General features: G+C 70.7%; 15 protein-coding genes. 9 read left to right on the top strand and 6 right to left on the bottom strand.

What is annotated here, in order from left to right; genetic code table 11:
• Positions 1-13: 13 nt before the first annotated feature.
• Both ACIRP7_RS31370 and ACIRP7_RS31365 read right to left on the bottom strand, forming a co-directional pair.
• Positions 14-553, bottom strand: coding sequence for a MarR family winged helix-turn-helix transcriptional regulator (locus tag ACIRP7_RS31370; RefSeq protein WP_403666046.1), 540 nt, complete (start codon positions 551-553; stop codon positions 14-16).
• Complete coding sequence (locus ACIRP7_RS31365; RefSeq protein ID WP_403666044.1) at positions 550-2163, bottom strand: FUSC family protein; 1614 nt, start codon at positions 2161-2163, stop codon at positions 550-552. The genes ACIRP7_RS31370 and ACIRP7_RS31365 overlap by 4 nt, the downstream gene beginning before the upstream one ends.
• 161 nt (positions 2164-2324) lie before the next feature.
• On the opposite strand from ACIRP7_RS31365, the gene ACIRP7_RS31360 reads away from it, so the two are divergent.
• The 4 genes from ACIRP7_RS31360 (at position 2325) to ACIRP7_RS31345 (ending at position 5418) form a co-directional block, all read left to right on the top strand.
• A complete protein-coding gene (locus tag ACIRP7_RS31360) occupies positions 2325-2855 on the top strand; it encodes a DUF5134 domain-containing protein (protein WP_403666042.1) in 531 nt (176 codons plus the stop codon).
• A gap of 231 nt (positions 2856-3086) precedes the next feature.
• Positions 3087-3758 carry a phosphatase PAP2 family protein gene (locus ACIRP7_RS31355; RefSeq protein ID WP_403666040.1) on the top strand — a complete coding sequence of 224 codons (672 nt, stop codon included), beginning with the start codon at positions 3087-3089 and terminating at the stop codon, positions 3756-3758.
• A 64-nt stretch (positions 3759-3822) separates the two neighbouring features.
• The gene (locus ACIRP7_RS31350; RefSeq protein ID WP_403666038.1) at positions 3823-4515 is read left to right on the top strand and encodes an HAD family hydrolase; all 693 of its coding nucleotides are present in this window, start codon (positions 3823-3825) and stop codon (positions 4513-4515) included.
• 228 nt (positions 4516-4743) lie between these two features.
• A complete protein-coding gene (locus ACIRP7_RS31345) occupies positions 4744-5418 on the top strand; it encodes a TetR/AcrR family transcriptional regulator (RefSeq protein WP_403666036.1) in 675 nt (224 codons plus the stop codon).
• On the opposite strand, the gene ACIRP7_RS31340 is transcribed toward ACIRP7_RS31345, so the two are convergent.
• Positions 5406-6908 (bottom strand): LVIVD repeat-containing protein, encoded by a 1503-nt coding sequence (locus tag ACIRP7_RS31340; RefSeq protein WP_403666035.1) that lies wholly within the window; start codon positions 6906-6908, stop codon positions 5406-5408. The genes ACIRP7_RS31345 and ACIRP7_RS31340 overlap by 13 nt on opposite strands.
• 95 nt (positions 6909-7003) lie before the next feature.
• Here ACIRP7_RS31340 and ACIRP7_RS31335 point away from each other — a divergent pair, with 95 nt between their 5' ends.
• Positions 7004-7672: a DUF305 domain-containing protein gene (locus ACIRP7_RS31335; protein ID WP_403666318.1), complete on the top strand. Its 669-nt coding sequence runs from the start codon at positions 7004-7006 to the stop codon at positions 7670-7672.
• A 27-nt stretch (positions 7673-7699) separates the two neighbouring features.
• Here the strand turns inward: ACIRP7_RS31335 and ACIRP7_RS31330 are convergent, their stop codons facing one another.
• Positions 7700-8149, bottom strand: a complete 450-nt coding sequence (locus ACIRP7_RS31330; protein ID WP_403666033.1) for a DUF6214 family protein — start codon at positions 8147-8149, stop codon at positions 7700-7702.
• A 159-nt stretch (positions 8150-8308) separates the two neighbouring features.
• On the opposite strand from ACIRP7_RS31330, the gene ACIRP7_RS31325 reads away from it, so the two are divergent.
• Both ACIRP7_RS31325 and ACIRP7_RS31320 read left to right on the top strand, forming a co-directional pair.
• Positions 8309-9649 (top strand): FAD-dependent oxidoreductase, encoded by a 1341-nt coding sequence (locus ACIRP7_RS31325; RefSeq protein WP_403666031.1) that lies wholly within the window; start codon positions 8309-8311, stop codon positions 9647-9649.
• Positions 9650-9738: 89 nt separating this feature from the next.
• On the top strand, positions 9739-11127 hold the full coding sequence (locus ACIRP7_RS31320; protein WP_403666029.1) for a nucleobase:cation symporter-2 family protein: 1389 nt from the start codon (positions 9739-9741) through the stop codon (positions 11125-11127).
• On the opposite strand, the gene ACIRP7_RS31315 is transcribed toward ACIRP7_RS31320, so the two are convergent.
• A complete protein-coding gene (locus ACIRP7_RS31315; RefSeq protein ID WP_403666027.1) occupies positions 11047-11400 on the bottom strand; it encodes an ArsR/SmtB family transcription factor in 354 nt (117 codons plus the stop codon). The two genes, ACIRP7_RS31320 and ACIRP7_RS31315, sit on opposite strands and share 81 nt — an antisense overlap.
• A 162-nt stretch (positions 11401-11562) precedes the next feature.
• On the opposite strand from ACIRP7_RS31315, the gene ACIRP7_RS31310 reads away from it, so the two are divergent.
• Both ACIRP7_RS31310 and ACIRP7_RS31305 read left to right on the top strand, forming a co-directional pair.
• Entirely contained in the window at positions 11563-12642 is a 1080-nt protein-coding gene (locus ACIRP7_RS31310; protein ID WP_403666025.1) for an NADH:flavin oxidoreductase/NADH oxidase, read from the top strand.
• Positions 12643-12928: 286 nt separating this feature from the next.
• The gene (locus ACIRP7_RS31305) at positions 12929-13108 is read left to right on the top strand and encodes a hypothetical protein (RefSeq protein ID WP_403666023.1); all 180 of its coding nucleotides are present in this window, start codon (positions 12929-12931) and stop codon (positions 13106-13108) included.
• A 4-nt stretch (positions 13109-13112) separates the two neighbouring features.
• Here ACIRP7_RS31305 and ACIRP7_RS31300 read toward each other — a convergent pair whose 3' ends face one another.
• A complete protein-coding gene (locus ACIRP7_RS31300) occupies positions 13113-14414 on the bottom strand; it encodes a PHB depolymerase family esterase (protein WP_403666021.1) in 1302 nt (433 codons plus the stop codon).
• Positions 14415-14441: the final 27 nt, after the last annotated feature.

The following is a 14441-nucleotide window of genomic DNA, read 5'->3' as shown; positions in this document are numbered from 1 at the left end:
GCAGGTGGGAGGGTCACACCCGCAGCACTCCCAGGCTGCCCTCCAGGCGGCCGAGCAGCTCCCCGAGCCGGGCGGCGAGTTCGTCACGCGCCTCGGGCGTCAGCACCGACAGCACGGCCGTCTCGTACGCCAGTTGCTCGGGCAGGATCCCGTCGACCAGTTCACGGCCGGCCTCGGTGAGACGGACGTGGGCCACGCGGCGGTCGCGGGTGTCGCCCCGGCGCTCCACCAGGCCGCGTTCGGTCAGCTGCTTGACGCGCTTGGTGACGGCGGCGCCGGAGGAGAAGGTCTCGCGGGCCAGGTCGCCGGGGGTGAGTTCGTGGCCGGTGCGGCGCAGCGCCCCGAGCAGGTCGAACTCGGGGCGGCTGAGCCCGGCCCGGCGCAGGGGGGCGTCCTCGGCCTGCTGGAGGAGGGCGGCACAGCGGTTGACGCGGCCGATGATCTCCATGGGGCCGGTGTCGAGGCCTGGGTGGACGGTCTGCCACTGCCGGACGACGGCGGCGACGGTGTCGTTTCTCGTCGGGTCCGCCGGTCGGCCGTTCGGTGCCGTCATGGACGTACGCCCTCCGTTCTGTGGTGCCGGATCGTCGCGGCGAGCGTACGGTGTGCGGCCTGCTCGGCGCGCACGACCCTCTCCTGGGGCAGGGCGCGTTGCCACCATTCGCCGGACGCGGCCTCGACGGTGGCCCGCAGGTCGACCAGGGCGGTGGCGAGGGTGCGGCGGGCCAGGTCGAGGGCACCGGGGGCAGGGTGCGGCTCGGCCAGGAGGCGGGCCGTGTGGTCACGGGCGCCCTCCACGGCGGCCAGCGACTGCTCGACCCGATCGCCCGCGCGCCGGTTGGTGACCGCGAGGGCGGCGACGAATCCGACCAGCGCCCCGACGAGGGTGTCCACTACCCGTTCGGTGATCAGCCGGCCCGGCTCCTGGTGGCCGGCGAACTCGGTGATGAGCAGGGCCATCGGGGTCACGCAGACGCTGCCGAGCCAGTAGTTGCGGGCGATGAGCGCCTCGGCGCCGAAGTTGAAGGCCAGGCAGCACAGGACGAGCGCGGCGGGCCCGAGATGGGCGAGCGGGACGACGGCGGCGAACACCAGCACCCCGACCAGGTTGCCGACGACCCGCTGGACGCCCCGGCTCCAGGTCAAGGTGATGTTGGCCTGGTAGAGGGAGGCCGCGGTGACCAGGGCCCAGTAGGGGCGGCCGATGCCGAGAGCGAGGGAGGCGTACCCGGCGAGGGCACAGCCCAGGGCGGTGCGTACGGCGATCGGGGCGAGCATGCGCCACACCGGGTGGGCCGGGGCGGCGAGTTCGACGTCCACGCCGAGGAGTTCGTCGTCGTCCGGCGCCTGCGGGACGGGGGCCGTGCCGCGCAGGTCCCGGGCCCAGGCGCGCAGACGGTCCGGGTCCGCGTCGGCGGGGGCGGCGAGGGCGACCTCGGCGCGGACGACGAGGCGTTCGAGGGCGCGCCGGGTTGCGGAGCGGGCTCCGGCCGACAGGAGGGTCTGCCAGGCGGCCTGCACGGCGGCGTGGGCGGTTCCGCTCGCATGGGAGCGCGGGTTTTCCGCGTACGCGGCAGCCGCGTCCAGGGCGCGGGCGGTGGCCCGTCGCTCCGGACCATGGGGCCGCAGCAGGCCGGGGGCCATGCCGACCAGCCAGGCCCAGGCACCCGCCGCGAGGGCCAGGGCGAGGTGGCCGGGAACCTGGGCGAGGGTCTGCGGGGCGAACAGGGAGGCGGAGCTGATGAAGGTGAGGACCACATGGCCCGGGGGGCCTATCCGGGTCGCGTCGCAGAGCGTCTTCTGTACGGCGGCCACCAGTGCGCCGACGGTGACCAGCACCATCGCGCTGCCGGTGAGCGAGGCGGCGACCAGGCCGACGCCGAGGCCGGCGACCATGCCGAGCACCACCCAGGCCAGGGCGCGGGCCCGGGCGGCATAGGGCCGGTTGTGGGCGTACAACGCGCACAGGGACCCGGCCATGGTGTACATCGCCAGGTCGAGGCGGCCGAGGGCCAGCAGGACCAGGTTGGACGGGGCGACCGCGACCACGACGCTCAGGGCGGGCTTGAACCAGATGTCGGAGGGCCTGCCGAGGCGCAGCACGCCGGCCAGCGGGAGACGGCGTACGCGCGGGGTGTCGGTGTGGGGGGTCGCACTGCTCATGAGACAATACTTTAGCCGGTGTTTTACCTGTGAACCATGTAGGAAACATCACCCTGACCTGCTGTGCTCCCGCCGCACGCTCCCCGCGTACACCCTTGCGCTCGATTGCGCGCCGCGTGGCCCGGGCATTCCTTGACCGACCGTCGAGCGGGGAGGTGGGCGTGCACGGACCGGTTTCGCCCGGCTGGCTGCTGGTCGCGCTCTGCGCGGCGACCGGGGCGTACTGCCTGTTGCGGATGCGCAGCAGCGTCGAGGAGCAGCGCCGGGCCGCGGGCGGTGAGGCACTGATGGGCTTCGGAATGGCCGCGATGGCCGTCCCGGCGACCGTGTTCACGCCACCGGCGTGGGTCTGGCCACTGTGCACGGCGGTGTTCGGCGGGGCCGCGCTGCGCGCGCTGTGGGCGGCGCGCACGAGCACTCATCATCTGCATCACCTGGTGGGGGCGGGGGCCATGGTCTACATGGCGGTGGTGATGGCGGCCTCCCCCGGCCACCACAGCGGTTCGGGAGTCCCCGTGGTGACGGGCGTACTGCTCCTCTACTTCGCGGGATACGTCCTGCTCTCCGGCGCCCGCCTGATACCGGTGACCGCCGGTGGCGGCAGCGTCGGCTGGGGCGACCGTCCCGAACTCGCGCGGGCGTGCCGCCTGTCGATGGGCATCGCGATGGTGGCCATGCTGCTGACGCTCTGACGCGCCGGCGACGCGCCGCCCTGCCCGGAGTCAGGTGTCGCCGACAGCCGACATCGGGACAGCGACAGACGGGCGGCCGGGGCATACACCCGCGGATCCCGGGGAACCCGGCATGGCCATGCCCCCCAACGCGAGCAGCCGGCCATGACCGCGGCCCCGGACCACGGACCGTCCGGCCCACCCGCGCCCCGGAATTCGCCCCCCACCGCACAGGTCGGCGAGGATCTCAGTATGCACACCCAGTCCGTCGACTCCCCGCCCCGTCCCCCGGAGCACCGGACCGCCGCCCGCGCGAGCGGTGTCCTCGCCCTGTTCTCGGTGCTGCTGCTCGTCCTGGTCGCGGCCAAGTGGCATCCGCTGCTCACCGTGGACGGCGACATCGCCGACACCACCCACCGCTGGGCGGTCGACGAACCGGGGCTCACGCATGCCTTCCGCATCCTCACGGACTGGGTCTGGGACCCCTGGGCGATGCGCATCCTGGCAGCGGTCGCGGCGATCTGGCTGGTGTGGCGGCGCAATGCCCGCTGGACCGCCGTATGGCTGGTGGCGACATGTGCGCTGGGCACACTGCTCCAGCAGGTCCTGAAGGCCGCGGTCGGCCGCGAACGCCCCGTCTGGCGCGACCCCGTCGACACCGCGCACTTCGCGGCCTACCCGTCGGGCCACGCGCTGACGGCCACGGTCGTGTGCGGCCTCCTCCTGTGGCTCCTCCATCACTACGGCGCCGGCCGCGCCCTGTGGCTCACGGCCCTGGCCCTCGCCGTGATCTCTGTCGTGGGCGTCGGCCTGACGCGTATCTGGCTGGGCGTCCACTGGCCCTCCGACGTCCTCGGCGGGTGGTTCCTGGGCGCCCTGCTCGTGACTCTGGCGGTGATGGTCCACCAGCGCTGTCGGCCGTGACGTACGGTCCCGGCCGGGTCCACGGCCATCGGGACCCGTCCGCGCCGACCCGTAAGATCACCGTATGACTGCCGTCCTGTTCGACTTCTCGGGAACCCTCTTCCGGATCGAGTCCACCGGCTCCTGGCTGAGGGCTGTCCTCGACGAGGCGGGACTTCCCCTCACCGAGGCCGAGTTGACGCGGGCCGCGCGGGAGCTGGAGAACGTGGGGGCGTTGCCCGGCGGCGTGGCACCCCGGGTGCCGATGCCGGACGAGCTCGCCGCCCTGTGGGCGATCCGGGACGAGAGCGCCGAGCTGCACCGGGCCGCGTACACCGGGCTTTCGCGGCTCGTCACGCTGCCGGATCCCGCACTGCACGACGCGCTGTACGACCGGCACATGCTCCCCGCCGCCTGGCAGCCGTATCCCGATGCCGCCGAGGTGCTGCGCGCGCTGCGCGAGCGCGGGATCAAGGTGGGCGTGGTCAGCAACATCGGCTGGGACCTGCGTCCGGTCTTCCGCGCGCACGGGCTCGATCCGTATGTCGACGTGTATGTGCTGTCGTACGAACACGGCATCCAGAAGCCGGACCCCCGGCTGTTCAAGACCGCCTGCACGGCGCTCGGTGTCGAGCCCCGGGACGTCCTGATGGTCGGCGACGACCGGCGGGCGGACGGCGGTGCGGCGGCCCTCGGCTGCGCAGTGCACTTCGTGGATCATCTGCCGGCCGCACAGCGGCCCGACGCACTGCGGTCCGTCCTCGGCCTGGTGGACTGACGGACGGGATCGACGCCCGCGACCGGCACCGGAAAAAGTGTCCGAAAACCGGGTGGTCACCCCGCCGAGAAGGTCGCCCGAGCACACCATTGGGGCGTATGCGCGCCCACCCTGGACGATCCCCCGCGTCGCCCAGAGCAGGCGGCAGCCCCGACCAGGCCTTTTTCGGGCCGGTCCGGACGCACTGAGTATAGTTGGCTGATAGCCAGTCAACGCAGGAGTTAGAGCATGTCCCCGCGCAGCGCCTCGGTCAATGAAGAGCTGCGCCGTCGTTCCCGGGAGCGGCTCCTGCAGGCGGCAGTCGAACTGGTCTCCGAGCGCGGTTACGAGGCGACGACCCTCGGCGACATCGCGGACCGGGCCGGTTCGGCGCGCGGTCTGGTGTCGTACTACTTCCCCGGCAAGCGCCAACTCGTGCAGTCCGCCGTGCACCGGCTCATGCACCGCACGCTGGAGGAGGCACTGGAGCGCGAGCCGCGCACCGAGGACGGCCGGGAGCGGATGGCCCGCGCCATCGACGCGGTCCTGGGTCTGGCCCGGGACCGGACGGTGCTGATGCGCCAGCACATGGCGGGGCTGCTGGACACCGAGGGTTTCGTGGAGTGTCCGGAGCAGCAGCGCCTCGCCGAACTGCTGCGGGACACGATGGAACGGCACGGTTCGCAGACGGTCGAGACCGACTACCCGATGCTGCGCTCGCAGCTCATGGGCGCGGTCTACGCGATGGTCCTGCCGAACGTCCCGATGTCGCTCACGACCCTGCGCGCCGAGCTGTTCACGCGTTACCGGCTCGACTGGGAGCAGGGCGTCCCGCCGGGCACCGGGGCACCCGACGGGACGTACGGCACGGACCTGTCGCGTTTCTTCGAGACGGGCCCGGAGCCCGTGGATCAGTCGAAGTAGTCAGGCTGCGTCTGGACGTTGAGCTCGCCGAGCCGCACCTTCCCGGCCGGGTCCGTGCGCCGGTCGCTGAGCTTCAGGACGTCGAAGCCCTTGGCGATGTCGTTGGAGTAGATGTAGCCGTTGTAGTAGTACGCCGACCAGGGGCCGGCGGTCGTCAGCCGCTCGGTGGTCACGGGGCCGCGCTCGAAGTAGCCGATCTCCTTCGGGCGCGAGGAGTTCGTGAAGTCCCAGACGGAGACACCGCCCTGGTACCAGGCCTGGACCATGATGTCCTTGCCCTTGACCGGGATGAGCGAGCCGTTGTGGGCCACGCACACCTCGACGTCCGCCTGGTGGCGGGGGATCTTGAAGTAGCTGCGGAAGACGAGCTTGCGCTTGTCGCCCTTGCCGACGATGTCGTAGATACCGTCGGCGCCGCGGTTCGGACCGATCTCCGCGTTGCAGGTGGCCGCACCACCGCCGCCCAGCTCGTCGGTGAAGACGACCTTGTTCGCCTTCTGGTTGAAGGTCGCCGAGTGCCAGAACGCGAAGTTCACGTTGTCCTGCACCCGGTCGATGACCTTCGGATGCTCGGGGTCCTTGATGGAGAACAGGATGCCGTCACCCATGCAGGCGCCCGCCGCCAGGTCCTTGTCCGGGAGCACCGTGATGTCGTGGCAGCCGGTGGTCTTGGAGACGCCCGGGTTGGTGGGCGAACCGGGGTTGCCGCCGCCGTCGGGGCCCTCGCCGGGGAAGAACACCGGGAAGTTGACGACCGCCGCCTTCTCGGGGGCGTTGCGCGGCACCTTGATGACGGAGATGCCGTCGTGCGGCGGTTGGCAGTCGGGGTAGGCCGCGTTCGGCGAGTACGAGGAGACGTAGAGGTAGACGTTCCTGCGCTCGGGCACCAGGGTGTGGGTGTGCGAGCCGCACGCGGTCTCCACGGCGGCGACGTACTTCGGGTTGCTCTTGTCGCTGATGTCGAAGACCTTCATGCCCTCCCACGACGACTTCTCGGTCGCGGGCTGGGTGGTGCTGCTGCAACTGCTGTCACTGCGCGAGGAGTCGGTGGACAGGAACAGCAGGTTCCCGGAGACAGAGATGTCGTTCTGCGATCCGGGGCACAGCACCTGGGCGATCGTCTTGGGCGCCTTCGGGTTGCTGATGTCGAAGATGCGGAAGCCGTCGTAGTTGCCGGCGAAGGCGTACCGGCCCTGGAAGGCCAGGTCCGTATTGGCGCCGGGCAGGGCGTCCTTGGGGATGTTGACGAGGTGCTCGATGTTGTCGGAGTGGACGATCTCGTCCTGGCCGGGTATCTCGCCGTCGGCGATCGCCGCCTTCACCTCGGCCTCGGTGGTCTTCGACACCTCCTTGCTCGCCGCCGGGCCGTCCCCCGGGTCGGGGGTCGCGTCGGCCGGGCCCGCGGTCAGCAGCGCGGCCAGGAGACCCACGGCGGCCGCGGCAACTCCCAGCCGTCTGTGCCGGGTTCGGGACTCTTTCAACAGGATCACTGTTTCCTCCCTGTGCCGTTCATGTGGAACGGTTCACACGTCCCCGCAGTATCGTCTTCACCATGCACAGATCAACAGAGGGCAACGAACCTGTAATGAAGGGGCCATGGGTGGCCACTGTGCTCTTCCGCCGCGCGCCGTACGCGACGGCTGCTCTGGCCGCTCTCGCAGCCCTGACCCTCGGGGGCTGCGAGAGCGGCGCAGACCCGAAGTCCGCCCCCGCGACCGGGCCTTCAGTGCTGGTACCCGGCAAGCCCGGCGAGGCGAACCGCACCCTGTCCGCCGAGGACGCACAGGAGCAGCGGGCCGACGACGACACGCCCAACTCGGCGGACGTCTCGTATGTGCGGATGATGATCGCGCACCACACCCAGGCCCTGGAGCTGACCGAACTGGCCCCGCAGCGGGCCGAGTCGGCGAAGCTCAAGGCCCTCGCCGAGCGGATCTCGGCCGCACAGGGACCGGAGATCAGCGCGATGAGGTCCTGGCTGAAGGAGTACGGCCAGTCCGAGAAGAGCGACGGTCACGCGCACGCCACGATGCCCGGCATGGCGACCGAGGCGCAGGTCAAGAAGTTGCGCGCGGCGAAGGGGAAGGCCTTCGACGAGCTCTTCCTCACCCTGATGATCACTCACCACGAGGGGGCGATCACCATGGCGACGGACGTGAAGGGGCAGGGCAACAACGTCCGGATCGAGGAGATGGCCGACGACGTGGTGGCCCAGCAGACGAGCGAGATCAACCGGATGCGGGACATGCTCTGAACGGGATGCTCCGGTGAACTCGGCTGTTCAGCGCCGTGCGTGCCGTGGTGTCAGGAATCCCGCGTCACGCGCCTGGGAGATGAGCCGGAGCGACGTACGGCGGCTGTGCCCGGTCGCGCACATCACGGCGAGGACCGGGTCGACGCCGTCCTCCTGGGCGGCCCGGTACTCCTCGACGATCAGCCGGCGCCCTTCCATGCCACGCGGCCAGGCGGGCCGGGCACGACTGCCCGACGCGGCGCCGGGAGGCGCCACTCCACAGGCCTCGAACAGCGGGCCCTCGATCCAGTCGCCGAGGGCGCCCAGGTCCTCGAGCGACAGCGCAGGCTGCGCACGTACGTCCTCCAGGGACACGCCGCCTTCGGCCACCACCGCGAGCGTGTCCACCCGGGCACCGTCGGCGAAGGCGAGCCGGACGTGGAACCACGCCATCACGTCCCCGTCCTCCCGCACTTCCCACGCGGGCCACACGGACACGCTGCCGTCCGTCGGACAACGATCAGAAAGATTAAGAAAGGATGCTTCTAGCACACACGCAACGTAACTGCATGATCACATTCCATCTGAACGGACACGCGTGCGCGTGCCGCGCGCAGCACCCTGTCAGCGGAGCGGTGGCGGTGCGATCCTGGAAACATGCGTGTCGCCGTCGTCGGCTCCGGGCCCAGCGGGTGCTACACCGCCCAGAGCCTCGTCCAGCAGGACCCGGACGTGCTCGTCGACGTCCTGGACCGGCTGCCGTGCCCGTACGGCCTGGTGCGTTACGGCGTGGCACCGGACCACGAGAAGATCAAATCGCTCCAGAACAACCTGCGGGCCATCCTGGAGCACGAACGGGTGCGGTTCCTCGGCGGTGTGGAGATCGGCCCCGGCGGGGTGCCGGCCGCGCGGTTGCGCGAGCTGTATCACGCCGTCGTGTACTGCGTGGGCGCCGCGACCGACCGGCATCTCGGGATTCCGGGTGAGGACCTGCCGGGCAGCTGGTCGGCGACGGAGTTCGTGTCCTGGTACAGCGCGCATCCCGACTCCATGGCCGACGGTTTCGTGGCCGACACCCGGTCGGCGGTCGTCATCGGTGTGGGCAACGTCGCCGTGGACGTGACGCGGATGCTGGCGCGCGGGACGACCGAGCTCAGCCCGACCGACATCCCGCATCCGGCGCTCACCGCGCTGGCGGCCAGCCGGGTGACGGAGGTCCACATGGTGGGCCGGCGGGGCCCGTCCCAGGCCCGCTTCACCACCAAGGAGCTGCGCGAGCTGGGTTCACTGCCGGACACCGAAGTGGCCGTCCAGCCGGAGGAGTTGGCGCTGGATCCGGCGTTCCTCGACCCCGCTCCCCTGCCCGCACCGCAGCGCCGCAACGTGGAGGTGCTGCGCGGCTGGGCGGCCGCGGAGTCACGGGCGTCCTCCCGCAGGATCTCGCTGCGTTTCTTCCTGCGTCCGGTCGAACTCCTCGCCGACGGCGGCCGCGTGGGCGCGGTCCGCTTCGAACGGACGGTGCCGGACGGGCATGGCGGCGTGCGCGGCACGGGGGAATTCGAGCAGATCGAGGCGCAGTTGGTGCTGCGCTCGGTGGGCTACCGGGGAATGCCGGTGCAGGGGCTGCCGTTCGACGCGGAGAGCGGCACGGTGCCCAACGTCGACGGCCGCGTCGTGCGGGGCGGTTCCGCCGTCCCGGGAGAGTACGTGGCCGGCTGGATCAAGCGCGGCCCGACAGGCGTGATCGGCACCAACCGCCCGGACGCCAAGGAGACGGTGACCTCACTGCTCGAGGACGCCCCCACGCTCGTACACAAAGAACTACGCGGGGACCCGCTCGACGCACTGCGGACAGCCGGGGCCGAAGTGGTGCAGTGGGCGGGCTGGTGCGCCATCGAACAAGCCGAGGCGCAGCTCGGCGCGTCACTGGGCCGGGGTGTGGTGAAGCTCCCGGACTGGCAGTCCCTGATGAACGCGGTGCACGGCAGTGCTTCTTAGGGCGCGTGCACCCCCTGGCCCGCACCGGGCAACCAACCGGCAACACCCTGGAAATCAACAAACTGTTCAACGCCCTTACGGTTTCGGACATGGCCCAAACCACTCCTGCGCATCCCGTGGACGAAGTACCCCCGGTACGGCAGCTCGCCGCCTTCGGCCTCCAGCACGTCCTCGCGATGTACGCGGGCGCCGTGGCCGTTCCCCTGATCGTCGGCGGCGCGATGAAGCTGTCTCCGGCGGACCTGGCATATCTGATCACCGCCGATCTGCTGGTGTGCGGCATCGCCACACTCATCCAGTGCGTCGGCTTCTGGCGCTTCGGCGTACGGCTCCCGATCATGCAGGGCTGCACCTTCGCGGCCGTGTCCCCGATGGTCCTGATCGGCACGACGGGCGGCGGACTCCCGGCGATCTACGGCTCGGTGATCGTCGCGGGTCTCGCGATCATGCTGCTCGCACCGGTCTTCGGCAAGCTGCTCCGCTTCTTCCCGCCGCTGGTCACAGGCACGGTGATTCTGATCATCGGCATCTCGCTGCTGCCGGTCGCGGGCAACTGGGTGGCGGGCGGCGTCGGGTCGGCCGACTTCGGCGCGCCGAAGAACATCGCACTGGCCGTGTTCGTCCTGGCGGTGGTGCTGGGGGTGCAGCGGTTCGCGCCGGCGTTCCTGAGCCGGATCGCGGTACTGATCGGCATCGTGGTGGGCCTGGTGGTGGCCGTTCCCTTCGGGTTCACGGACTTCGACGGGGTCGGGGACGCGGACTGGGTCGGGATCAGCACGCCGTTCCACTTCGGGGCGCCCACCTTCGAGTTCTCGGCGATCGTGTCGATGCTGGTCGTGGCGCTGGTGACGATGACCGAGACGACCGGCGACCTGATCGCGGTCGGCGAGATGACGGATCGCGGGGTCGAGCCGCGCTCCCTCTCGGACGGTCTGCGCGCCGACGGCCTGTCGACCGTGCTCGGCGGCGTCTTCAACACCTTCCCCTACACGGCGTACGCCCAGAACGTGGGCCTCGTCGGCATGACCCGGGTGCGCAGCCGCTGGGTCGTCGCCACGGCCGGCGGCATCCTGGTCCTGCTGGGCCTGCTGCCCAAGCTGGGCGCGGTGGTCGCGGCGGTACCCGCGCCGGTGCTCGGTGGGGCGGGCCTGGTGATGTTCGGTACGGTCGCGGCGAGCGGTCTGCGGACCCTGACTCAGGTGGACTTCAAGGGCAACCACAACCTGACGGTGGTGGCCGTCTCGGTGGCCATGGGCGTGCTGCCGGTCGGCGTGCCGACGATCTACGAGAAGTTCCCCGACTGGTTCCAGACGGTGATGAACAGCGGCATCAGTGCGGGCTGCCTGACGGCGATCGTGCTGAACCTGCTCTTCAACCACCTGCCCTCGAAGACCGCGTCAGGCGCTCCCGACCCGGACGGCCTGGCGGGCGGCGGCGTCGAGGAGTCTGTCGAGAAGCCCCGGGAAGAGATCGTCTAGGTCGTCCCGGCGCAGACCGTTCATCTTGGCCGTGCCCCGGTAGATCTGCCGGATCACCCCGCTCTCGCGCAGCACCCGGAAGTGGTGGGTGGTCGTCGACTTGGTGACGGGCAGGTCGAAGTGCGAACAGGAGAGCTCGTCGCCGACCGCGGCGAGCTCTCGCACGATCCGCAGGCGCATCGGGTCGGAGAGGGCGTGCAGGACGCCCTCCAGCCGGATCTCGCCGCGCTCCGGGTGCGGAAGGGTACGACTGCTGACGGCGGGGGAGGTCACGGCGGCTCCACTTCTCCAGGCTTCCCCGGGGCTCTGCCGACTCGCGGACCGGCCCCCGGAGACTCCCATTGTACGAGACCTCTCGTAGTTTGACATCTGGCGTACTACGATGCCTATCGTACGAGTCGACCAGCACCGGTCCCGTGACGATTGGAGCCCGCCGTGAGCGCACTCTTCGAGCCCTTCACCCTCCGCGACGTGACGATCCCGAACCGGGTGTGGATGCCGCCGATGTGCCAGTACTCGGCCGCTCCGGACGGCCCGGGGATCGGCGCCCCCGACGACTGGCACTTCGCGCACTACGCGGCCCGCGCGGCCGGCGGCACGGGTCTGATCATCGTCGAGGCCACCGGCGTCAGCCCCGAGGGCCGCATCACCCCCTACGACCTCGGCATCTGGAACGACACCCAGGTCGAGGCGTTCCGCCGCATCACCCGCTTCCTGGTCTCGCAGGGCACGGTCCCGGGAATCCAGCTCGCGCACGCAGGCCGCAAGGCGTCCACCGACCAGCCATGGAAGGGCGGCGCGCCGCTCGCCCCGGACGCGGGGGGCTGGCAGCCGCTGGGCCCGAGCGCGCTGGCCTACGACGAGAACCACCCGATCCCCGCAGAGCTGACGTCTGATCAGATCGCCGAGGTGGTCGGCCAGTTCGCGGACGCGGCCCGTCGCGCGCTCACCGCCGGTTTCGACATCGCCGAGATCCACGGCGCCCACGGCTACCTCATCGGCAACTTCCTCTCCCCGCACAGCAATCACCGCACCGACGAGTACGGCGGCTCGTACGAGAACCGCACCCGCTTCGCGCTCGAGGTCGTCGACGCGGTGCGCGAGGTCTGGCCCGACGACAAGCCCCTCTTCTTCCGCATCTCGGCGACCGACTGGCTGGAGGAGGGCGGCTGGACCGCGGACGACACCGTGCGCTTCGCCCACGACCTCCAGGCCCACGGCATCGACCTCCTGGACGTCTCCACCGGCGGCAACGCGTCCGGCGTCCGCATCCCGGTCGACCCCGGTTACCAGGTCCCCTTCGCCGCCCGCGTCAAGGCGGAGACCACCCTCCCGGTCGCCGCGGTCGGCCTCATCACGGACACCGAGCAGGCCGAGAAGATCCTCTCCAACGGCGAGGCGGACGCCGTACTGCTGGGGCGCGAACTGCTGCGGAATCCGTCCTGGTCCCGGCATGCGGCACGCGAGCTCGGCGGAGACGTGCGGGTGCCGGACCAGTACCACCGGTCGGTGTGACGCCGTTTCCGTAAAGGGCCTTCGGCGCGAGGCGCTCGGGACGTACGCTCTCTTGGGCACGGTCGGCCTCGCCGACTGCGACGGGAATGGGTCCGGCGTCCCTTTCGGGCGCGTCCGCCGAGCAATCGGTGGCGCGTCAATCGCGACAACTTCACACGCGGCCTGCACGCCGGCAGGGCCTCAGTTGATCACCGTCGGTTCAGGGTGGTCGACCTGAGACACCTGCCATCCTGCCCGCGGCTCGCGCTCGGTTCGATCGCCCTCCCTCTCGGAGGAGGCCCCGAGCATGGAGTCGCGAATCGTCCTGGACATCCTGGGCGCGGCAAGCGTGGTGTCCGTGTTCCTGTACGCCCTCACCGGACTGCTCGACCAGGTACGAGGTCTGCTGCGCTCCTGGCACGCCGTCCGGCGGGACGCCCGTGCACTGCGCCGGAACGCCCCGCCGGAGGACCGCGATGGCCGGTGAGTCCTCAACTCGACGTGCAGGTCGCTCCGTTGAGAGTGAAGCCACCCGGAACCGCGCTGTTCCCGCTGTGGTTCGCCTGATAGCCGATGCTGACGCTCGCGTTAGGCGCCAGCGTGCCGTTGTACGTCGCGTTCGTCGCCGTCACCGCCCCGGAGGACGGGGTGTAGGTGGCGCCCCAGCCGTTGGTGATGGTCTGTCCGGCGGGGAGAGTGAAGGCCAGCTTCCAGCCGGTGACCGTCGTCGTGCCCGTGTTGGTGACGGTGACCGATGCGGTCAGGCCGGTGTTCCAGGCGTTCGTCGTGGCCGTCACCTTGCAGGCGCCGGGTTGGGGCTGGGGCTCGGGCGCGGGGCCGCCGGTGTTCAGGCCGAAGAAGGTCAGGGCGCGGTCGGCCATGCCCCAGCTGTACAGGTTGTGGCCGACGCCCTGGAGGCTGATCGCCTCGACGGGGGCCCGGTCACCGGTGGCGCCGTAGCGGGTGCGGGTCCAGCCGGAGACGGGCGAGTCGGTGGCGGCGGGAGTCTGGCCGACGCCGAGGACGTTCGTCCACTGCTTGATCTCCTCGCCGAAGTTGGGGTAGCGCAGCACGTCGTCCTCGGTGCCGTGCCACACCTGCATGCGCGGCCGGGTGCCGGTGTAGCCGGGGTAGGCGGCGCGGACCAGGTCGCCCCATTGCTGCGGGGTGTGGGTGACCGTGCCGCCCGAGCAGGCGCTGTTCCACTCGGAGCCGTCCGTCGTCGCGAAGCAGCCGAAGGGGACGCCGGAGAAGGCCGCGCCCGCCGCGAACACGTCCGGGTAGTCGCCGAGCAGGACGTTCGTCATCATGGCGCCGGAGGAGATGCCGGTGGCGTAGATCCTGCCGGTGTCGGCCGAGTAGGTGTTCACCGTCCAGTCGATCATCGATTTGATGCCGACGGGGTCGCTGCCGCCGCCCCGTTTCAGCGCCTGCGGAGAGGACACGTCGAAGCACTTGCTGGACCGGGTGACCGAGGGGTAGATCACCACGAAGCCGTAGGTGTCGGCCAGTTGGGCCCACTCGGTGCCGTTGTACATGGCGGGTCCCGAGCCGGTGCAGTAGTGCACCGCCACGACGACCGCCGGGTGCGCGGTGACGTTGTCCGGCACGTACAGGTACATCTGGAGGTTGCTGGGATTGGCACCGAAGCCGGTGACCTCGGTGAGGGTCGCCGTGGGGACGGCCTCCGTGCGGGCCGATGCGGTGGGAACGGCGGCGAAGAGCGCCGCCGCGAGTAAGGCCAGCAGGGTCGGCAGTACGGAACTCAGCGGTCTCCTGGAGGTGGTGGACACGTCCTTGCCCCTCTCTTTCGGAAGGAT

The sequence above is a fragment of the Streptomyces sp. NPDC102270 genome, from assembly GCF_044766405.1.
In the GTDB taxonomy this organism is placed as follows: Bacteria; Actinomycetota; Actinomycetes; order Streptomycetales; family Streptomycetaceae; genus Streptomyces.
Note: the sequence above shows the minus strand (reverse complement) of the source record. Positions and strands in the feature narration are given on the sequence as shown.